Source organism: Streptomyces sp. NPDC057137 (genome assembly GCF_042670825.1).
Lineage (GTDB): Bacteria > Actinomycetota > Actinomycetes > Streptomycetales > Streptomycetaceae > Streptomyces.
In genome coordinates this window covers 1-17,860 of the sequence record NZ_JBHUUW010000010.1, presented here as the reverse complement: position 1 = coordinate 17,860, position 17,860 = coordinate 1, and the positions used below count along the sequence as shown (strand labels likewise).

General features: G+C 68.6%; 20 protein-coding genes and 2 pseudogenes. 15 read left to right on the top strand and 7 right to left on the bottom strand.

The annotated features are described in order from the left end of the window. Nucleotides 1–59: 59 nt before the first annotated feature. Nucleotides 60–683, bottom strand: coding sequence for a hypothetical protein (locus ACFT9I_RS11090; protein WP_382562941.1), 624 nt, complete (start codon nucleotides 681–683; stop codon nucleotides 60–62). A 357-nt stretch (nucleotides 684–1,040) separates the two neighbouring features. Here ACFT9I_RS11090 and ACFT9I_RS11085 point away from each other — a divergent pair, with 357 nt between their 5' ends. Continuing rightward, on the top strand, nucleotides 1,041–1,373 hold the full coding sequence (locus ACFT9I_RS11085) for a hypothetical protein (protein ID WP_382562940.1): 333 nt from the start codon (nucleotides 1,041–1,043) through the stop codon (nucleotides 1,371–1,373). Nucleotides 1,374–1,524: 151 nt separating this feature from the next. On the opposite strand, the gene ACFT9I_RS11080 is transcribed toward ACFT9I_RS11085, so the two are convergent. Beyond that, nucleotides 1,525–4,047 (bottom strand): FtsX-like permease family protein, encoded by a 2,523-nt coding sequence (locus ACFT9I_RS11080; protein WP_382562938.1) that lies wholly within the window; start codon nucleotides 4,045–4,047, stop codon nucleotides 1,525–1,527. Further along, nucleotides 4,047–4,772: an ABC transporter ATP-binding protein gene (locus tag ACFT9I_RS11075; protein WP_382563220.1), complete on the bottom strand. Its 726-nt coding sequence runs from the start codon at nucleotides 4,770–4,772 to the stop codon at nucleotides 4,047–4,049. Before ACFT9I_RS11075 ends, ACFT9I_RS11080 begins: the two co-directional genes overlap by 1 nt. Nucleotides 4,773–5,060: 288 nt before the next feature. On the opposite strand from ACFT9I_RS11075, the gene ACFT9I_RS11070 reads away from it, so the two are divergent. After that, nucleotides 5,061–6,044, top strand: a complete 984-nt coding sequence (locus tag ACFT9I_RS11070) for a LuxR C-terminal-related transcriptional regulator (RefSeq protein ID WP_382562936.1) — start codon at nucleotides 5,061–5,063, stop codon at nucleotides 6,042–6,044. Between the two features lie 82 nt (nucleotides 6,045–6,126). On the opposite strand, the gene ACFT9I_RS11065 is transcribed toward ACFT9I_RS11070, so the two are convergent. Further along, the gene (locus tag ACFT9I_RS11065; RefSeq protein ID WP_382562935.1) at nucleotides 6,127–6,762 is read right to left on the bottom strand and encodes a TetR/AcrR family transcriptional regulator; all 636 of its coding nucleotides are present in this window, start codon (nucleotides 6,760–6,762) and stop codon (nucleotides 6,127–6,129) included. A gap of 111 nt (nucleotides 6,763–6,873) precedes the next feature. Between ACFT9I_RS11065 and ACFT9I_RS11060 the strand changes: the two genes are divergently transcribed. Beyond that, nucleotides 6,874–7,614 carry an SDR family NAD(P)-dependent oxidoreductase gene (locus ACFT9I_RS11060; protein ID WP_382562934.1) on the top strand — a complete coding sequence of 247 codons (741 nt, stop codon included), beginning with the start codon at nucleotides 6,874–6,876 and terminating at the stop codon, nucleotides 7,612–7,614. A gap of 90 nt (nucleotides 7,615–7,704) precedes the next feature. Here the strand turns inward: ACFT9I_RS11060 and ACFT9I_RS11055 are convergent, their stop codons facing one another. Continuing rightward, nucleotides 7,705–7,830, bottom strand: a complete 126-nt coding sequence (locus ACFT9I_RS11055) for a hypothetical protein (RefSeq protein ID WP_382562932.1) — start codon at nucleotides 7,828–7,830, stop codon at nucleotides 7,705–7,707. 495 nt (nucleotides 7,831–8,325) lie between these two features. Next, nucleotides 8,326–8,934 (bottom strand): hypothetical protein, encoded by a 609-nt coding sequence (locus ACFT9I_RS11050; RefSeq protein WP_382562930.1) that lies wholly within the window; start codon nucleotides 8,932–8,934, stop codon nucleotides 8,326–8,328. A gap of 486 nt (nucleotides 8,935–9,420) precedes the next feature. Between ACFT9I_RS11050 and ACFT9I_RS11045 the strand changes: the two genes are divergently transcribed. The 7 genes and pseudogenes from ACFT9I_RS11045 to ACFT9I_RS11015 all read left to right on the top strand — a co-directional run bounded on the left by ACFT9I_RS11045 (nucleotide 9,421) and on the right by ACFT9I_RS11015 (nucleotide 12,532). Continuing rightward, entirely contained in the window at nucleotides 9,421–9,894 is a 474-nt protein-coding gene (locus ACFT9I_RS11045; RefSeq protein ID WP_382562928.1) for a nuclear transport factor 2 family protein, read from the top strand. A 231-nt stretch (nucleotides 9,895–10,125) separates the two neighbouring features. Next, the gene (locus ACFT9I_RS11040) at nucleotides 10,126–10,545 is read left to right on the top strand and encodes a VOC family protein (RefSeq protein ID WP_382562926.1); all 420 of its coding nucleotides are present in this window, start codon (nucleotides 10,126–10,128) and stop codon (nucleotides 10,543–10,545) included. Between the two features lie 373 nt (nucleotides 10,546–10,918). Then, on the top strand, nucleotides 10,919–11,158 hold the full coding sequence (locus ACFT9I_RS11035) for a hypothetical protein (protein WP_382562925.1): 240 nt from the start codon (nucleotides 10,919–10,921) through the stop codon (nucleotides 11,156–11,158). Nucleotides 11,159–11,344: 186 nt separating this feature from the next. Further along, nucleotides 11,345–11,459: pseudogene (locus ACFT9I_RS11030) on the top strand (IS5/IS1182 family transposase); the annotation flags it as partial. Nucleotides 11,460–11,656: 197 nt separating this feature from the next. After that, nucleotides 11,657–11,752, top strand: coding sequence for an NAD(P)-binding domain-containing protein (locus ACFT9I_RS11025; RefSeq protein WP_382562924.1), 96 nt, complete (start codon nucleotides 11,657–11,659; stop codon nucleotides 11,750–11,752). A 30-nt stretch (nucleotides 11,753–11,782) separates the two neighbouring features. Beyond that, nucleotides 11,783–11,974, top strand: a complete 192-nt coding sequence (locus tag ACFT9I_RS11020) for a hypothetical protein (protein WP_382562922.1) — start codon at nucleotides 11,783–11,785, stop codon at nucleotides 11,972–11,974. A 39-nt stretch (nucleotides 11,975–12,013) separates the two neighbouring features. Continuing rightward, nucleotides 12,014–12,532, top strand: coding sequence for a hypothetical protein (locus ACFT9I_RS11015; protein ID WP_382562920.1), 519 nt, complete (start codon nucleotides 12,014–12,016; stop codon nucleotides 12,530–12,532). Between the two features lie 65 nt (nucleotides 12,533–12,597). On the opposite strand, the gene ACFT9I_RS11010 is transcribed toward ACFT9I_RS11015, so the two are convergent. Further along, nucleotides 12,598–12,720 (bottom strand): hypothetical protein, encoded by a 123-nt coding sequence (locus tag ACFT9I_RS11010; protein ID WP_382562918.1) that lies wholly within the window; start codon nucleotides 12,718–12,720, stop codon nucleotides 12,598–12,600. A 781-nt stretch (nucleotides 12,721–13,501) separates the two neighbouring features. On the opposite strand from ACFT9I_RS11010, the gene ACFT9I_RS11005 reads away from it, so the two are divergent. The 5 genes and pseudogenes from ACFT9I_RS11005 (at nucleotide 13,502) to ACFT9I_RS10985 (ending at nucleotide 17,701) form a co-directional block, all read left to right on the top strand. Beyond that, nucleotides 13,502–13,690 carry a hypothetical protein gene (locus ACFT9I_RS11005; RefSeq protein ID WP_382562917.1) on the top strand — a complete coding sequence of 63 codons (189 nt, stop codon included), beginning with the start codon at nucleotides 13,502–13,504 and terminating at the stop codon, nucleotides 13,688–13,690. Continuing rightward, nucleotides 13,683–14,657 carry an RNA polymerase sigma factor gene (locus ACFT9I_RS11000; RefSeq protein WP_382562915.1) on the top strand — a complete coding sequence of 325 codons (975 nt, stop codon included), beginning with the start codon at nucleotides 13,683–13,685 and terminating at the stop codon, nucleotides 14,655–14,657. Before ACFT9I_RS11005 ends, ACFT9I_RS11000 begins: the two co-directional genes overlap by 8 nt. A 142-nt stretch (nucleotides 14,658–14,799) precedes the next feature. Then, entirely contained in the window at nucleotides 14,800–15,288 is a 489-nt protein-coding gene (locus ACFT9I_RS10995; protein ID WP_382562913.1) for a DUF4265 domain-containing protein, read from the top strand. Between the two features lie 134 nt (nucleotides 15,289–15,422). Then, nucleotides 15,423–16,884 (top strand): annotated as a pseudogene (locus tag ACFT9I_RS10990) (NF041680 family putative transposase). 307 nt (nucleotides 16,885–17,191) lie between these two features. Further along, complete coding sequence (locus ACFT9I_RS10985; protein ID WP_382562912.1) at nucleotides 17,192–17,701, top strand: DUF1772 domain-containing protein; 510 nt, start codon at nucleotides 17,192–17,194, stop codon at nucleotides 17,699–17,701. Nucleotides 17,702–17,860: the final 159 nt, after the last annotated feature.

Genomic DNA, 17,860 nt, shown 5'->3' with positions numbered 1-17,860 from the left:
TAATCACACCAGGCATTCCAAGATCGTTCCATGGGGTGCTCTGAGGGTTGGCCTGCCGTTCAGCTGCCGCTCAGGGGAGACTCCCACGTGGGATCGTGTCCGGACCTTCTCTCCAGGTGGGCAAGCAGGTGCTCCGCCGTGGTGGATGCCATCTCTTGCGGCGCGCCGACCGCGGTCAGGGCGGCGGTGATCCTTGCCGAGGCTGCCTCTGGCAGGTCCGGGTCGGTAAGGAGAGGAAGGACCAGCAGCAGGCGGGCGGCTGTGTCCTGGACGCCTTCGATCGCGGTGGAAGGGTTGTCAGCGATGCGGACCAGTTCGTGCCATGTCAGGCCAATCCCTGATAAATCTCCTTCCCGGCCGGCTATCTGCTGGGCGTAGCTCCTGTCCGGAGGGGTGAGGAGGTAGTCGGTGCCGTAGTCGCCAACCAGGTTGCGGCAGATCACCACAGCTCCGGGGCCATCTTCGGCCGGCAGCCGGAACGCCGGCCAGTGTTCGGGATCGAAGAGAACCTCGGACATGGCGTCCGCATCGGCGCCGTCGTCGCCGAACCACTCCGGAGCCGGCCGCTCGGCACACGCCCCGTCAATGCACATCGCCAGAAGGTAGTTCGACCAAAAACCCAGGCGGGCCAGCAGTGACTCGCCCGCCACCAGCGGGCCATCGTCGTATCCCTTGATCAGCACCCTCGGATCCTGTCATCGGGCACTGACATGGTCCGATCCGGGATCGGTACGGGGGAGCGCTCCCCTGTCGGGTGCGTCCCGGGGAGCCTGAGCGTCTTCAGGGTCGACGACACAGCCTCACCGGGGCGCTTTCCCATCCCGCGAAGGTGTGCGAGCTGATCCGGCGGGGCGGGGCGAGCACGTCGACTGCGCTGACGTGGGTGATGAAGAACTCCAGTACACAGGTCACCTCCACCCGTGCGAGCGCGGCTCCGAGGCAGTGGTGCCACCCGTGTCCGAAGACGACATGGCGATTGACGGAACGTGTGATGAGGATCCGGCTCATGCCAGCTGTCCTCCTGAGCACGGAGGGGAGCCATGACAGAAGTCGGCGGATGGATCTGGGAACGCAACCTGCGGTCATTCCTGGAGTTGCTGTCGCACTACGTGGGCTACGGCTTCGATGCCACCGACTGGGAGACAGTGGCTTTGGCGATCGAGGCGACCGAGGCGACCGACGACGAGCGGACCGACGGCTGGTACTCGTATCCCTTGGTCGGCAAGCATAGGCAGGTCGAGATTCGGCTTGCCCGCGCGGTTGGCGGCGATGAGGTCAGGCTGGCCGTGAAGGGAGCCCTGACACCCGAACTGGAAGTCCGAGCAGACACCCTGCTGGCCGCCTTTGCGGTCGGCTGGCCAAGGTCAACTTGACCCGTCAGCCGCGTGAGGTGTCTTTCTGCGGTGCCTGAGGAAGTCAAGGTGTGCTGCCTCGGGAGGACCAGCGCCGCCGCCCCGCCCGGTGCGGCCGGGCGGGGTGGGCAGGGCGGGGCAGGGTGGGGCGGCCGCCCGGCCGGTGGTGGTGCTATTCGCCTCCGCCCAGGCTGACCGCCGCACCCCGCTGTGCGGCCCGGGCTGGGAGGGCCGTGGAGAGGAAGGCCAGGGCCGTGGCCGTCGCGATGACGGACAGGTAGGTCAGGGGCGGGGCGTACGGCGTCGTCGTGCCCGTCATGCCCAGGCTGTAGGCCGTCAGTGTCGCGTAGGCCACCGTCGTCCCCAGGATGATCGCGAGCAGGCTGACCGTCAGAGTCTCCCAGCGGAGCATCGCGCGGAGTTGTCGACCGGTCGTGCCGATCATGCGCAGCAGGGCGAACTCGCGGCGGCGGGCGGAGGTCGCCATCACCAGGGTGTTGACCACCGCGATTCCGGTGAAGGCGATGATCAGGCCCATCGCGACATAGTTGACCTGGGCCTGGGTGCCGTCCTGGGTGCGGCGGGCCGCTTCGACGTCGGCGCGGTCCAGGACGTGGACCGTGGGGAAGGCGCCCAGGGCGGTGGTGAGTTCCTTCTCGCTCGGGGCTCCGGCCACCAGGACCGAGGACGACAGGGGGTTGTCCACGTGCGCCGCCACCAGTTGGTGCGGGAGCAGCAAGTCGCCGAAGCCCAGGCCCCGTTCGTAGATCGCGGAGACCTTCAGGTCCTTCTTCACCCCGTCGCCGAGTGTGACCGTCACGCGGTCTCCGACCTGTGCGTTTCTCGTACGGGCCGCCAGATCGCTCAGCGCCACCGTGCCGTCGTTCATCGTGGCGAGCGTGCCCGAGGTGACCTCCGGGTCGAGGGTGCGCGGCAGGCCCCGCGAACTCACGCCCTGCGCCGGGAACTTGTCCTGTCCGATCCGGACCGTGGTGCGGATGACCTCCGTCGCCGTCGCGCCCGGCACCCGCTCACGTACCGCCTCCGCGACCGCGGACGGCACGCCGGGCCCCGAGGCCGCGAGGACGTACGGCGCCTTCGTGCCCGACACCGCCTGCTCGCCCGCCGCGTGGCTCGACGTCGTCTGGGTGAACAGGATCGTCGAGGCCATCGCCACCGCCAGGCTGAGTGGCGTGACCACGGCCGCGAGGCGCTGGGCGTTGCCGCGGGTGTTCTGGGCGGCGAGGAATCCGGCGGCCGGGGACAGCCGCCGGGCGACCCAACCCAGCACCAGCGCGGCGGACTTGGCGATCGGCGGACCGAGCAGCGCGATAGCGCCGGCCGCCAGGATCACCGACAGGAAGGTCACGGGTGTGGCCGCCGCGTCGGTCTCCAGACCGGAGAGGACCAGGATGAGGACGCCATAACCGACCGCGGCGAGGACACCGGCGACGACGCGACCGAGACCCGGCCGCCCCGGCGTGAGCGCCGCCTCCGCGAGCCCTTCGGTCGGCCGCACCCGGGCCGGCCGCCGGGCCGACACCCGGGCCGCGCCCCACGCGGCGAGCAGCGTCGCCAGCACCGCCGCGATCGGCGGGAACGCGCTCAGCGTCAGCTCCAGGGTGTCCGGCAGCGTGCCGACATCCACGAACCGTCCGTGCATCCAGCGCGCCAGGAACAACCCCGCGAGAGCCCCCGGCACCCCGGCCAGCAGCCCCACGACCAGCGCCTCGCGCCCCACCATCCGCCGCAACTGCCGCGGGGTCGCGCCGATCGCGCGCAGCAGTGCCAGTTCGCGGGCCCGCTGCTGAATGGAGAGCGCGAAGGTGCCGGCCACCACCAGCAGAGCGACAAGCAGCGACGTACCGCCCATCGCACCGCCGAGACTGATCAGGCTGACCCGCGCCTTGTCGGCGTCGATGAACTCGACAGGCCCACGCCCGTCACCTGACCGCACCTTCAGGGACGTACCGGAAAGCGCTTCAACTGCCTTGTCCTGTACGTCACTTGCCTCGACGCCCGGGGAGGTGAGCAGGCCGAGAGCGGAGGCCTGTCCCGGGTGTCCGGCCAGGCGGCGTGCCTCGTCCTCGCTGAAGAACAGCGTCGACTGGCGCGGCAGGGCGTCCCGGCCGGCCGGCGCGGCGACGCCGACGACCCGGTACACGGCGGGCATGCCCGTCGACTGAACGGTCACCTTCGCGCCGGTACGCAGTCCGGTGCCCGCGTCGACCACGATCTCGTCCGCCGCGGCGGGCGCACGGCCGTCGCGCAGGGCGAAGGGGGTGAGCCGCGCCGACTGCCAGGCGTGGCCCCAGGAGGCGCCTTCGGCGAGCGGGCCCTTCGGGGTCAACACATTGGCGGGGAAGGTGAGTTCGGGGACCACCTCGCGTACGCCCGGAACACTCGCGAGCTTCTTCAGCAGGGCGGGGTCGGCGTCCAGCCAGGCGCGTTCCGTCAGCGGCTTGGACTTCTCCTTGGTCTTGCCCTTCTTGGCCTTCGTCCAGTGCAGTTCCTGGTCGGCGGTGACCAGGACCGGAGTCCCCGCGTACCGCTCGGTGGGGATCTTCCCGCGCAGCCCGGTGTCGAGGAGCGCCCCGCACGCCGTGACCAGCGCGGCGGCGCACAGCAGCGCCACGAAGGCACCGACGAAGGCCCCCTTGCGGGCGCGGAGCGTACTCAGTGCGAGTGTCAGCATCACGCCCACGCTCCCAGGCGGCTCATCCGGTCGGCGACGCGCTCGACGGTCGGCGCGGCCATCCTGTCGACGATCTGTCCGTCGGCGAGGAACAGCACGGCGTCGGCGTACGCGGCGGCCACCGGGTCGTGCGTGACCATCACGACCGTCTGACCGAGATCGTCCACGGTCCGGCGGAGCAGTCCGAGGACCTCCTTGGCGGTCATGGTGTCCAGCGCGCCGGTCGGCTCGTCGCCGAAGACCACCTCGGGCCGGGTGACCAGGGCGCGGGCGATCGCCACGCGCTGCTGCTGGCCGCCGGAGAGTTCGGCGGGCCGGCGAGCGGTGCGTCCGGTGAGGCCCACCTGATCGATGATCCGCGCCAGCCACGCCGCGTCCGCGCGGCGCCCGGCGAGGCGCAGCGGGAGCGTGATGTTCTGCTCGACGGTCAGCGACGGCATCAGGTTGAACGCCTGGAAGACAAAGCCGATACGGTCCCGGCGCATCCGGGTCAGGGCGGTCTCGCCGAGCGCCGTCAGCTCCTGGCCGCCGAGCGCCACCGTGCCGCCGCTGGGCCGGTCGAGGCCGGCCGCGCAGTGCAGGAAGGTCGACTTGCCGGAGCCGGAGGGGCCCATCACGGCGGTGAAGCTGCCGCGCGGGATGGCGATGTCGATGCCGCGCAGAGCGTGCACCGCGCTCCCGCCGCGGCCGTACACCTTGGTGACGGCGTCGAGCCGTACCGCCATGTCCTGGCCGGCGGTGTCGGTATGGGATCCGGTACGGGATCCGGTACGAGGTCGGGTGCGGGATCCGGTCGAGTTGTCGGAGGGTGAGTGGGAGGCGGGCGCGGCCGCCGGGTGGCGGTCCGCCGAAGCGAAGATCTTGGGCATACGTCGAGCCTGCTCCGCGGCTGATCATTGCTCTACAGTCAGAAAGGGCAGCCACTGGCACGTTGCTGCCAAAGCGCACGCCACCGTGCACGCCACCGTGCACGCCGAAGCGCACGCCAACGGGGCTGCTCACTGGGGGAACAGATGAGCCTGACAGCTGTCGGGGTGTCCGACGGGCACCTACGTCTCTACCGCTACTTCCTGCGTAATCCGGAGCAGGGCGCCGAGGCCGCCGGAAGCGCGCTCGGCTGGGATCGCGACACCGTGGACGAGGGCCTCGACGAACTCCAGTCGCACAACCTGATCCGGCTCTCCGACCGCCATACGGTGCTGGTCTCCGACCCTTCGGTCGCCGTGGAGTGGCTGGTGGAGCAGCGCCTGGGCGAACTCAAGTCCGCCACCGACCAGGTACTCGCCACCCGCGCCATGATCGCCGCGCTCATCGACGACCACAAACAGGGCGCCGCGCAGTCACCGAGCGGCGAGATCGAACGCCTCGACGGCACCGACGCCATCCATGAACGCCTCACCGACCTTGCCTTCTTCACCTTCCGCGAGCACATGTCCCTGCTGCCGGCACCCTGGCAGCCCGACAGGATCGAGGAGTCCCGCGAGTCCGATCTGCGGATGCTGCGGCGCGGCATCCGCTGGCGCACGGTGGCGGCGCCGAAGGCGCTCGCCGACCCGGGGACCCTGGCCTATCTGCGTGAACTGGCCGCCCTGGGCGGGCAGGTGCGCCACACCGAGCAGGCGATCCGGCGGATGGCGATCTGGGACCGCGGAGTCGCGATGGTGCCGGTGAATCCCGACGACCACTACGAGGCGACGCTGGTCGTCCGCCAGCCCGGGGTGGTGGCCAACACCGTCGCCTGGTTCGAACAGGTCTGGGACACCAGCCAGGATCTCCCCGCCGAGGACAACCTCGCGGCGCGGCAGCCGACACTGTCCGACACCGAACGCCGTGTGCTCGACGTCCTCACCCGCACGGACAAGGACGAGTCGGCGGCCCGCGAAATGGGCGTCTCGCTGCGGACGTTCCGCCGCTACATCGCCGACATCATGATGCGCCTCGGGGCGGCCAACCGGTTCCAGGCGGGGCTGCTGGCGAAGGAGCGGGGCTGGATCTGAGTCCGGCCGATCGCTCCGGTCCGAGGATCGGACAGCCGACTGGCGGTGATCTTCACGGCGCCGGTCGGGGTCCTCGGCGGTTTCATCCACGCCCGGCCGGGCGGGTGTTCGCGGGTTCTCGGACCAGGAGCGGCCATGCCGCCAGTGCCGAGCGCACTGCCGATTCCAGGTTTGCCGGGTGTACGCCGTCCCGTGCTTCGACGGACAGCCCGTGGAGCACCGTGGCGTAGAAGGCCGCGACCCCGACCACATCCGTATCGGCGGGCAGTTCGCCGTCGCGCGCCGCGCGTCGTAGGCGTTCCTCCAGTGCTGTGACGGTGTCACGCCTGCGCCGGGCCAGCGAGTCCCCGATGGATTTGTTGCGCGTGCTGCAGTTGGTCGCGGCGAGGACGATCATGCAGCCGCTGGGGGTGTCCGGGTCGGCGAAGGCGTCGATGTTCCCCCGGAGCATGGCCTCGACGGCGTTCCGCGCGGTCGGCGCCTCGCGCAGCGCGCGATCGGTGGCGGAGCCGACGGTGGTGCCGTACAGCTCGACGGCCTCCTGGAACAGCTGCTCCTTCGAGCCGAACGCGCCGTACAGGCTGGTCGCGTTGATGCCCATGGCGTCGGTGAGGTCGGTCAGTTTGGTGCCCTCGTAGCCGGACTCCCAGAACACCTCCATCGCGCGCCGCAGTGCCACGGCGCGGTCGAACGTGCGCGGTCTGCCCCGCTCCGCCATCTCATCTCCTCCGTCCGCCCCTCCACGGAGGGGAGTTGACCGGCGCGTGTGCTGCCTGTTACCTATTTACGCAGCATTCACTACGTAATTCAAACCCAGGGGGAACCGAGCATGTCTCAGCTCGTCGGCAGAACCGCACTCGTGACCGGAGGAAGCCGCGGGATCGGAGCGGCGATCGCCGAACGCCTGGCCAAGGAGGGCGCCGATGTCGCCCTCACCTACCTGAACGCCGCCGACCGGGCCCACGAGGTGGTCAAATCGGTCGAGGCGGCGGGACGCAGAGGACTCGCGGTCCAAGCGGACAGCGGGGATCCCGAGGCCGTCGTGGCGGCGGTCGAGCGTACGGCCGCCGAGTTCGGCTCCATCGACATCCTCGTCAACAACGCGGGCGTCTTCCCCTACGGCCCCTTCCAGGACGTGACCCTCGCGGAGATCGACCGCACGCTCGCCGTCCACATACGCGGGGTCTTCATCGCCACGCAGGCGGCCGTACGGCACATGGGCCGCGGCGGCAGGGTCATCAGCGTCGGCAGCTGCTGGTCCAACCGCGTCCCCGTCCCCGGCGTGACGCTCTACGCGATGAGCAAGTCGGCCCTCAACGGCTTCACCAAAGGCCTCGCACACGATCTCGCGCCGCTCGGGATCACCGCCAACATCGTCGACCCCGGCCCCACCGTCACCGACATGAACCCAGCCGGGACACCCGAGATCGAAGAGGAACGTCAACGGACGGCCACCAAGACCCTCGGCACGGCCACCGACACCGCCGCCGCGGTCGCCTATCTCGCGGGACCCGACACGGCATGGATAACCGGCACATCCCTCGCCGTCGACGGCGGCTACACCGCCTGATCGGCACGACGGCCCGTGGCTGCCCAACCGAAGGCTTGGTACGGCAAGTTCGCCGTACCAGGCCCTCGACGGGAGCGGTCCGGACAGGCCCTACGTGGTTCGGAGAGCCTCGGTGGGCTGCATCCGGGCCGCACGCAGCGCCGGGAGCAGGCCGGCGACGGCTCCGATGACGACCGCCGCGCCGAGTCCGCCTCCCCAGGCGAGTACCGGCACCACCGTGGCCCACCCCTTGGAAGTCGGGCATGCCGTTCTTACGCATGCACGTGGCGTAGCCCAGTACGTCTTCCTTGCCCCCGGCCTGGGCAGTCTCGGAGGCGGAGCCGCCGACGTCCGCCACCGTCTTCTCGGTTCCGCCGCCACCGGAGCAGGCCCCCACGGCCAGCGCGACACTCACCAGCAGGAGGGCCGTCGCGCCACTCCGGCGCGGCCGCCTCTTGCCTGGGGCTATTCCACCCGCGCCACGAGATTCGGTAACTGGCATCGTCGTCTCCATTGTTCGCCAGGCCTTCGATACGGTTCCTTTCTACGAGGGCGGCGGTTTCGCCAAGGTTTCACTAATCGGCGACCACCTCATTCCAACAACTCGTCGGTGGGTTCGATCGCAGGCGGAGGATCGGCGTCGGGTCCACATCGCGCTGGTGCGGCCCGGCTTTCAACGTTCCTGCTGTGCGGGGACGTTGAAAGCCGGGCCAAGGGTGGGCGACGGCCGAGTCATGCCGCCTGGAGCACCTCACAGGGGCAGTGCCGGAATTCCAGACCGAGTTCGCGGTCCACGGCCGTACTCGAACGGGTAGCGGCTTCGGTGACCTTCTCCCAGGAGCCGTACTTCAAGTAGAGCTGGTCCGCCGTCGGGCCGAGCGGGTTGCCGTACTTCTTCTGGTTGCGTGCCTCCAGTTCCAGGACCTGTTCCCGGGTCATGCCGGCGCGGACGACGTCCTTGGCGTCGTTGCGCATCTGGACCAGGGTGCGGGCGACGGCCTCCTCCGAGTGCCCTTCGGCACGCATGGCGCACTCCTTGCGCTCCATGTCCTCAAGGAGGTCGTGGTAGCGCATCCGCTGGTCCCGGGAGACCTCACGCTCCTGCGGAGTCTCGCTCCGGATCAGGCACACGACCGGTTCCGAGCTGTCGCAGGGACCGTGGTCCGGGGCTGCCTGGGAGACAGGCGCGACGACGACCGACCCGCAGCCGTCGGACGATCGGCACGAGCGCGCCAAGTGCTCGGCAGCGGAGGCAGGCTGAAGGGGGAGGAAGACGACTTGGGCGACCAGCAGCGCGGGAACCACGCGACCGGCCAGCGAACGCAGACTGGGTAGTGACATGCGCTCATGGTCAAGGTGGACCATGACGGCACCAAAGCATGGCGGGGCCGAAGTACCTCCAACACGGGGCCAACTCCACTCCGCAGAGTGAAGCGAAGCGCACGAGAGCCGACGAACCCGCCAGTGGGGAACATGCCGCGCGACTTGCTCACGAGGTGGTTGGAGGGGACTCAGCCGCAGGCGACGACAAGGGCGTCCTCACCCCGAGGACAAAGTGCCCGCCTGAGCGGGACACCAAGTTGACCACCGATCGGGTACGGGACTGCTGGGCGAGCGTCAGGTGGTCACGGGGCCGGCCGGGTGCCAGGGAGGCGGGAGCACGCCCGGCGGACGGACGCCAGAGCCTGCTCCTGGGGCACGGACCGGAAGAGTCCCCCGATGAAGGCCGACCCGAGACCGAGCCGGCTGACCGTCAGGCCGGTCCGGCCCGGAGGCGGCGTCAAAAAGCTGTCGCCATGCCCTTGATCATCCTGGTACGACATGGGGATGGTTACTGAAGCACTCGATCCTGCGGACCGTCTGTTTGCTGAGCGAGCTTGCGAACGTCTCATCGTCGAGTTTGTTCACAAGCTCGACCTCGGCGACCCGGGCGATGTGGCCGAGCTGTTTACGGATACCGGGTTCTGGGAGTGGGCGGAAGGCGACCGCCGGATTCAGGGCCATGACGCGCTTCGGTCGTATTTCGCTGGTCGGCCCGCGGACCGGCTCTCACGCCGGATATGCACAAACATCCTGGTCACTGTCACGTCCAAGACAACGGCCACCGCGACCACCTACTTCACGACGTACCGTGTCGACGGACATACCGGTGGCTTCGTGCCCCCGCGGGCCCCTACGCAGGTCGGCCACTACGAGGACACGTTCCTCAAGGTCGAAGGCCGTTGGCTGCTCAGTTCCCGTTCCTTGTATCTGGCCTTTGCCGGACCGACCGAGCAACTTGAAGCAGCAGCTGAGGACTGAGCACGCTCTGGCATGAGGCACGGGCGAGCGGCGAGCGATACAAGGCCAGGCACAAGGCCGAGTGTCGGATCAGCTCCTCAAGCAACTCCGGGGCGTCGCGAGAGCAACGAGAACTCGCCGTCCGCCATGAAGCCACCGCCCAACTCGCCTTGATACGCACGGGCGTTGTGACCACATGTCAGTCGCGCCCCAGGAGCCGTCCAGCGGTGGTTGCACTACGGTTGGCCGACCATGCCTGACCTCTTCGGAATCAACCATCTGACTCTGTCCACGAGCCACCTCGACCGACTCGTCACGTACTACACGGAGTTACTGGGAGCGACGCTCGCATTCGAGCGCGCCGCAACTCCCACCGATCCTCGGTTCGCGGTCGTCGATGTCGGCGGGGACGACCACCTGATGATCGTCGAAACCGCTACCGCCCCCACCACTGATCTCGACCCCCTCAGCAGGGCGGGATGGGGGCTGCGCATGGGAACGTACGCGCGACTCTGTGAGGTTCGCGAACAGATCCTGGCTGCCGGGTGGCCTGCCGGGCAGATCGAGACACTGCCCACGCAGTGGACGATGACAGCTCGCGACCCCGATGGACGCCCTGTGGACGTTCGGGCCCACCGCCCCCGCACCGGATCGCCGCCACCCGTCGGCTGACGGCAATCCCGACTCTCGAAGCACGCCCTGGCCTGGCCGTTTCGCCTGGGACGGCGGCCGGTTGGGGGGCCGAATCTCACACCAGGACCGTGTCCGCCCCGTCAAGAAGGCGGGCCGCCAGCCTAAGGGGGAGCGTACCGATGGCGCCTGCGTTCGAGCAGAAGCAAAGGACGTTCATCGCCCATCGCACGCAGTTCTGGGGCCGGTCGTCGGGGCCCAGCACCATCTCCTGGCCGTACAAAGGCCGACACCACCTTGTGGAAAGGCCGGCGGACGGCAGTCCCGCACGTCAGTGGTCGGTCCGGTGCTCGGTGTGCGGCGAACCGCTCAACTACACCGTGCACAGCGCCGACGGGCCCGCCGATGGCGCGGCATGCGGATCGGCTTCGGCCTCGTCCTGGGCGCGTGCGCCGTCCCCGCGATCGGTGGCATCGGTGACGTCACCCTGATCATCATGATCGTCGTCATGGGCCTGGGGGCCTGCGCAGGGTTTCTCTTCCTCATGCTCGCCGCGTACGACAGGGGATTCGTCGGCCACCACGCCAGCTGGCCTGGCGCGACCCTGCACCAAGTGATGATGCCCCACGAGTTCAATCGGGACCGCTCCCGGTAGGACGGCTGACCCCATCCCGTATACCGCGAGGGGGAATTGAGGTGCCCCAGGAACTTCCCCCCTGCCTCACATGCACTGACTTCGCCATCTCGGTCGGGATGAGGCCGAACGCGAGGCACCAGCAAGAAAGTGCCTTCAGAGCGGCGACGATGAAACGAAACTCCCAGCGTCCTGCCACACCCGAACGGTCTTCCGCTGCCACTGGGGACTTCCGGCGCGAACACGCACGACAGCCAGGACCTGGAGCCGCTCGTACGCGGCATTCCGCCCATCCGCTCCCTGCCGTGGCCCCCGCCGTCGCTGCGCCGTACTCACGCCGCCGTTCAAGACCGCCCCGGACACCGCACCCAACCCCCAGCGCCCGTGGAGTGGTCGGGTCCGGCGTCACGCACCGCACAACCACCGGGTAACTACGCACTTTTTTGTGCGTACTTGTGAGACATCCGGACCGCCACGAAGGTGAAGAGGACGCATCCGACCACACGAACAGGAGCGCCTGTGGGCAACGCAGCAGTCTCGGTCATCGGTCTCGGCGAGATGGGGCGGGCGCTGGCCGACGCTCTGATCACCGCGGGGCACCCCACGACTGTATGAAACCGCAGCGCGGCCAAGGCCGACGATTCGGTGGCACGTGGCGCTGTGCGGGCCGCGACGGCCGAGGAAGCGGTTCTCGCCGGCCCACTGACTCTTCTCTGCCTGCTGGACTACGACGTCACGGACACGCTTCTCCGGCCTGTGGCCGGTGCCTTGCGCGGCCGGACCCTGGTCAATCTCACCAACGGTACGCCGGCGCAGGCCCGGCAGACGGAAGCCTGATCCGTCGGTCATGGGGCCGCCTACCTGGACGGCGGGATCATGGCGATTCCGTCGACTGTCGCGACCCCGCAGGCGTTCATCCTCTACAGCGGTCAGAAGCGGCACTTCGACGCGCACAAGGAGTCCCTGGAGGTCCTGGGCGCGGCCAAGTACCTGGGTGCCGACGCGGGCGTCGCCGCGCTGTACGACCTGGCACTGCTGAGCGCGATGGACCACATGCTCGACGGCTTCTTCCACTCGGTCGCCATGGCCACTTCCCACAAGGAGGGCACAGCGGCCGGTTTCACGGAGCTGCTGGTGCCCTGGCTGACGAACATGGCGCAGGTAATGCCGACGTTCCCCGCCGACGTGGACTCGGACGCGGAGCCGGCCGTCGCCCAGGGCCTCGACGTGGTGCTGACGGGCGTGCGCAACTTGGCCCAGGCGTCACGGGACGCGGGCGTGCGCGCCGACTACTTCGAGCGCTCCGCGGCGGCGCTGGAGAGGCAGCTCGCCGAGGGGCTGACCACCTACACCGCTCCCAGAGCGGTGCAAGAACTCAGGACGACGTCCGACTGACGCCGCACGCCGGTGCTGCCGGGCCGGCGGGGCGCTCCTCGTCGCCCGCCGGACCTGGACCAGGGTCAGAAGAATCCGGCCTTGGTGCACCACAGGTCCACGGTCACCCAGCGAACGGACCCGTCGTCGCCGAGCGAGAACGCGACTGCGGCCTCGAACTCCTCACCGCCACAGGGCCAGTCGGCCACACCAGGCTCGTCGTCGTCCCAGGACTCCTCGTTTCCGCTCGCGCGCCTGGGCCTGGGCCGCTTCTTGCCGCTGCCGCCTTGGAGGCCGTGGCTATGGCCGCAAGGATGGTTGGGTAGGCGTGGGTGCCCGACCTGAGGCGGGATGGGTTACCAGGGTGCCGGTGGTCGGCCCCCCGTCCGGTTGCCCTTGTTGAACACCACGGCGCAGACCGGGACACCTGAGAGGTCGCGGTCAGTGCGACCGCCGACAAGATCACCGCCGTGATCATGCTGAGCATCGCCAATACGACACAAAAGACGGTTCCGGCACCGCGCCCTTGGGATGACATGGCTGGGAGATTGACGGCATGCGTGAATCGCTGTCAGCCCGGCTGCGTTCACTGACCAGTTCGCCGGATGCGCCCCTCCTCAGACCACGAGAAACGCTCGGCCGGGGTACCCAAACCTGAGCCGAGCGACAAGCCACCGCGTACAGGCATGGTCCGTTCAGTGTGGCGGATCGACTTCAACGCCGGGCCGGAGTGGTGAGCCGCCACGTACAGCCGAGGCGGCCACGAGGATGATCGCCGTCAGAGCCCCACGACCACCAGCCCGACGCCTGCCACCGACCCGCGGTCGGAGCCGGCGCTCTCCGCGGCTTGCGTCCTGAGGTGTGGGCGCCGCGGACAGAAATTCCGCGTCGGCGGTCAAGAGAATCGGTGCCTCGCGCCTCTGCATTGTTGTACGGCCGAAGTCCCCGGGCCCCGGAGGCAACCGGCCGCAGACAATGGGGAGGTGCGGGATGGAGGTCGCCGGTGTGACGCTGACCGTGATCATGGCTTTGGTACCCGGTATCAACAGGCTGCTCGGCAGCGTGGCCTGTCGTAACGAGGCCAGGGCCAAAACGAAGATCATCCGGGCGCGGTACGAATCGAACCAGCCCCGGAACGCCGTCGGACACCAGAAGGAACCCGGCGAGAACAATGGCTGAGCACGTACCGGCCCACGCGGCCTGCGCGTTCAAAGGAGCGCCCGGACACGACGGTTCGACCGCTGACGGACTCCATCTCCTGGAAGAGGTGTACAGGACGGGTCAAAGCGAGATGGTCGGCTTGGCACACCGACTGCTGATTCTCGCGTCGATACCCGCCTCGGCGGTCACCGCCGAGGACATCGTGCAGAGTGCGTTCACGAAGGCATTCCGGAAACCGGAGGCCCTGGAACTGCCCCACGCCTACGTGTGCAAGGTGATCCGGACCGAAGTCGCCTATCACACCCGCCAGTTCGCACTGCGAGGGAGGGTGGACAGAGAACAGGCCGCAGACCCACTGACCCGGACGGAGGTTGCCGACTTCAGCGATCTCGTCGCCAACCGGGAAAGCCTCTACAAGGCCATGCACCGCCTGCCGGTTCAGCAACGCTCCGTGGTCTGGGACACGAAAGCGATGGGTCACACCCAGAGAGCGACCGCCGAGGTGATGCGGATCGCGCCGGGCACTGTTGCCACCCACGCATCTCGAGGACTCGCAGCCCTGCGAAACGCGATGGGCGTACTGGCTGTGGTCATGATGACGGCCCTCACCTCGCTGATCGGCGCTGCCCTCTCCCAGACTCTGCGGGCCCCACCGACCGGACAGCCAAGCACGGGGCTCGGCCTGGACGGCCTCACCCGGTACTCCAGTCAGCTGACCTTCTGGGGCGCGGCCTTCCTGGCGTTCACCGCCTTCGTCGTCAACCTCCTGTCATTCCGGAGCTCCCCATGGATGAAGTGGGCGCGCCAGTCCTTTCGCAGACGACGGGCGTCCCGACGGGCGTCCTACCGCTCCCGGTCCGACTCCCCGACGACCACCTCGAACCAGCGGGCAGCCGCATCGTCCCGTGGGGCACCACCGGCAATGGAGAGTGGCTTTTCTGGCGGATCCTTCCCGGACAAGAACCCACCGACTTCGCCGTACTGATCAACAAAGCACGCCGTGGCCGTTGGGAGTTCGACGAGTCCGGCTCCAACTCAGCTGGTCTTTTATCCTCAGGCACTCGCGTGACAGCTACGGTTGATCGCCCGGATCGGGCCCGGTGCGGGGCGGTGTTGCCGGTCGGCGCATGATGACCCTCATGGAGAGCGCGGTCGAGAAGATCAAGGTCTGGTTCCGCCTTGTCCCTCGTGAGGGGTGGTTCCCACAGGACACGGAGGGGCTGTGGGCCACGAAGCTCGGCGACGATACGGCCCGCGTGCAGAACGCCCCCTTCCTTCAGGACGGGGTGGCCGAAGGCGACGTGGTGCGGTACCGGACTGACGCCGACGGGCTCCACTGGGCTGTCGGTCGGGTCAGCTCCTCCGGCAACTGCACGGTCCGTGTGGTGCCCGTGCCCACCGGCCTCCTGGGACGCAGTCCGCAGGCGGTGCATCAGCGCCTTTCGGCGTTCAGTCTTGGAGGCGAGGTCTTCAGTGTGGACTTCCCCATGGTGGCCTTCACTGCGCCAGCCGGCGCGGATTTCGCCGGGATCAAGGCCCTTCTGACGCAAGGCCAAGAGGAAGGCTGGTGGCACTACGAGGTCGGCTGTGGCACCGATGAGTGGTGGAACGCCTGAGCTTGTCTCTCGCCTCTGATCTCGAACATCGAGTCGTACAGGTTCACTCACCTGGGCATTCGCCGGACAGGCGGACGGCCCCCGCATGAGCATGCGTTCCGCCAAGGAATCACGTTCATACGAAGGCCGCAGAGGTGAGTGGGCTCGACCATGATGCCCGGCGGGACGCTGTCGACTTCACGTCCCACTTTAGGAGGACTTCTACGCATGTCTGACCCGGCGCGGTGACACGCTGTTCGAGCTCACGGACGCGATGCTCTGCGGGGACGGCCCGGTGACCTCGCCGGTCGATCTGACTCTGCCGGCCGAGCACCGGCGTGGGCACGGCGCGTGTACGACGCGCTCAACCAGGGCCGCATCGACGTGGCCGGGCTGCGCAAGGCGCTGGCCATGCTGCCGCAGCCCAAGGCCGCCGACGGGCGCCTGGTCCTGGCCGTCGATGTCTCCGCGTGGCTGCGGCCCGACGCGCCGACCAGCCCGGACCGGCTGTTCTGCCATGTCTACGGACGCTCGGGACGCTCCAGCGACCAGTTCATCCCCGGCTGGCCCTACTCGTTCGTCGCCGCGCTGGAGAGGGGCCGCACGTCGTGGTGTCAGCTGCTGGATGCGGTCCGGCTCGGCCCCGACGACGATGTCGCCGAAGTCACCGCAGCCCAGGTCCGCCGCGTCGTCACCGACCTGATCGCCCAGGGGCAGTGGGAAGCCGGTGACGACGACATCCTGGTGGTCTTCGACGCCGGCTACGACGCCCCGCGCATGGCGTACCTTCTCGACGGCTTGCCCGTCGAGGTCCTCGGACGCATGCGTGCGGACCGGGTGATGCGCCGTCCGGCGCCCTCGCTCAAGGAGTACGCCCTGTCCTATCCTCAGGGCGGGCGACCGCCGAAGCACGGCAAAGAGTTCCACTTCGGCAGGCCCGAGACCTGGGGCGAGCCCGACGCGGAGACGGTGCAGGTCACCGACCGCTACGGCACCGCGAAGGCGATGGCCTGGGACCGTATCCACCCGCGGTTCACCACCCGCAGTGCGTGGATCGACCACGACGACGAACTCCCAATCATCGAGGGCACCCTGATCCGCCTCCAGGTGGACCATCTGCCCCGCGGTCACGACCCGCTGCCCGTCTGGCTGTGGTCCTCCAAAACCGGCATGGCCAGCAAGGACGTCGACCTGCGGTGGCAAGCGTTCCTGAGGCGCTTCGATCTTGAACATACTTTCCGTTTTGTCAAGCAGACGCTTGGCTGGACCCGTCCCAGGCTGCGTACGCCCGAGGCCGCAGACCGGTGGACGTGGCTCGTGCTCGCGGCACACACCCAGCTCCGGCTCACCCGCGAGGCCGCAGCCGATCTCCGCCACCCCTGGGAAAAGCGGGCCGAGCCCGCCCGGCTCACCCCGGCCCGCGTCCGCCGCGGGTTCAGGAACCTCCGCCCTCACCTGCACGGTCCGGCCCGTGCGCCCAAACCCTCAACGCCCGGCCCAGGGCGCCCAATTGGATCGAAGAACCGGCGACCCGCCACCCGTTACGACGTGGGCAAATCGACTAGACGCCCTGAAAGCATCGCTGAACGTAATCAACTCAAAGCTCACAAACCATAAAAAACAAGCTCAACTTCTGTGCTGAGTGGTTGGACTGTCTGCGGGCCGCAGGGCGGCGAACGACCCGAGTTGAGCGTCCGACACCGTCAACTCCCGTCTATGACAGGCTCATTCGTCACAGACCCCAGCGGCGAACGAAGCCCGACGCCTGATCGTCCGGGCACCGCGCCCTTCATAGGCGGTAGACGTCGGCGTATGTGCCTGAGAGGCACGCGCATGGCTGTCTTCCGTGACGGCCGTTGTACTCGGAACCATGGCATACAACACCCGGCACCAGCAGGGCACCCGGAACGACGGCCTGAGAGCCGTGACGCTGATCTTCGCCGTGATGACGACCGGACTGATCGCGGGCGTCTTCGCAAGCTGGTCGAACGCGATCATGCCCGGTCTGGGCGATGTCGATGACCGAACATTCGTCGTGGCCTTCCGGGCGCTCGACCAGGCGATCACCAATCCCATGTTTCTCGGTGGGTTCACGATCGCGCCGCTGCTCATCGGGCTGTCGGCGGTGCTTCACCTTCGCACGGGGCAGCGGGCGGTGCTGGGTTGGCTCGGGGCGGCGCTGCTGTTCTACCTGGTTGCGGCCGTGATCACGTTCGGCGTCAACGAACCCCTCAACGAGGACTTCAGGGTGGCACCGGAGCCCGACAGCGACGCGGAATTCGCCGCGGTGCGTGCCCAGCTCGACGAAGCGAGGTGGGCGGCCTGGAACACCGCCAGGGCCGTGACATCAACGGTCGCGTTCGGCTGCCTCCTCTGGGCATCGGTCATTCGCGGGCGGCTCGACCGGACCGACGGCCGACGCGAGGCGGAGTGAGGCCGGAGGCCGGCTCGACACGCGTGAAGAAGCTGATCACCGTGCTGCAGGTGTCGGAGCCTGTACGTCCTGCCGCGCGACGGCAGGGACACCGACGAGTTCTGGATCGGCTACACCGCGGAGCTGTGGATGGGCCGCCGCCGCTCCCTCGCCGAGTCC

Bases quoted from the DNA above. Each gene is read 5' to 3' on its own strand.
- ACFT9I_RS11065 (WP_382562935.1), bottom strand. From the start codon at position 6,762: ATGGCGGAGCGGGGCAGACCGCGCACGTTCGACCGCGCCGTGGCACTG.
- ACFT9I_RS11075 (WP_382563220.1), bottom strand. From the start codon at position 4,772: ATGGCGGTACGGCTCGACGCCGTCACCAAGGTGTACGGCCGCGGCGGG.
- ACFT9I_RS11085 (WP_382562940.1), top strand. From the start codon at position 1,041: ATGACAGAAGTCGGCGGATGGATCTGGGAACGCAACCTGCGGTCATTC.
- ACFT9I_RS11080 (WP_382562938.1), bottom strand. From the start codon at position 4,047: ATGCTGACACTCGCACTGAGTACGCTCCGCGCCCGCAAGGGGGCCTTC.
- ACFT9I_RS11015 (WP_382562920.1), top strand. From the start codon at position 12,014: ATGGCGATTCCGTCGACTGTCGCGACCCCGCAGGCGTTCATCCTCTAC.
- ACFT9I_RS10995 (WP_382562913.1), top strand. From the start codon at position 14,800: ATGATGACCCTCATGGAGAGCGCGGTCGAGAAGATCAAGGTCTGGTTC.
- ACFT9I_RS11040 (WP_382562926.1), top strand. From the start codon at position 10,126: ATGCCTGACCTCTTCGGAATCAACCATCTGACTCTGTCCACGAGCCAC.
- ACFT9I_RS11000 (WP_382562915.1), top strand. From the start codon at position 13,683: ATGGCTGAGCACGTACCGGCCCACGCGGCCTGCGCGTTCAAAGGAGCG.
- ACFT9I_RS11045 (WP_382562928.1), top strand. From the start codon at position 9,421: ATGGTTACTGAAGCACTCGATCCTGCGGACCGTCTGTTTGCTGAGCGA.
- ACFT9I_RS11060 (WP_382562934.1), top strand. From the start codon at position 6,874: ATGTCTCAGCTCGTCGGCAGAACCGCACTCGTGACCGGAGGAAGCCGC.
- ACFT9I_RS11035 (WP_382562925.1), top strand. From the start codon at position 10,919: ATGCGGATCGGCTTCGGCCTCGTCCTGGGCGCGTGCGCCGTCCCCGCG.
- ACFT9I_RS11070 (WP_382562936.1), top strand. From the start codon at position 5,061: ATGAGCCTGACAGCTGTCGGGGTGTCCGACGGGCACCTACGTCTCTAC.
- ACFT9I_RS11005 (WP_382562917.1), top strand. From the start codon at position 13,502: ATGGAGGTCGCCGGTGTGACGCTGACCGTGATCATGGCTTTGGTACCC.
- ACFT9I_RS11050 (WP_382562930.1), bottom strand. From the start codon at position 8,934: ATGTCACTACCCAGTCTGCGTTCGCTGGCCGGTCGCGTGGTTCCCGCG.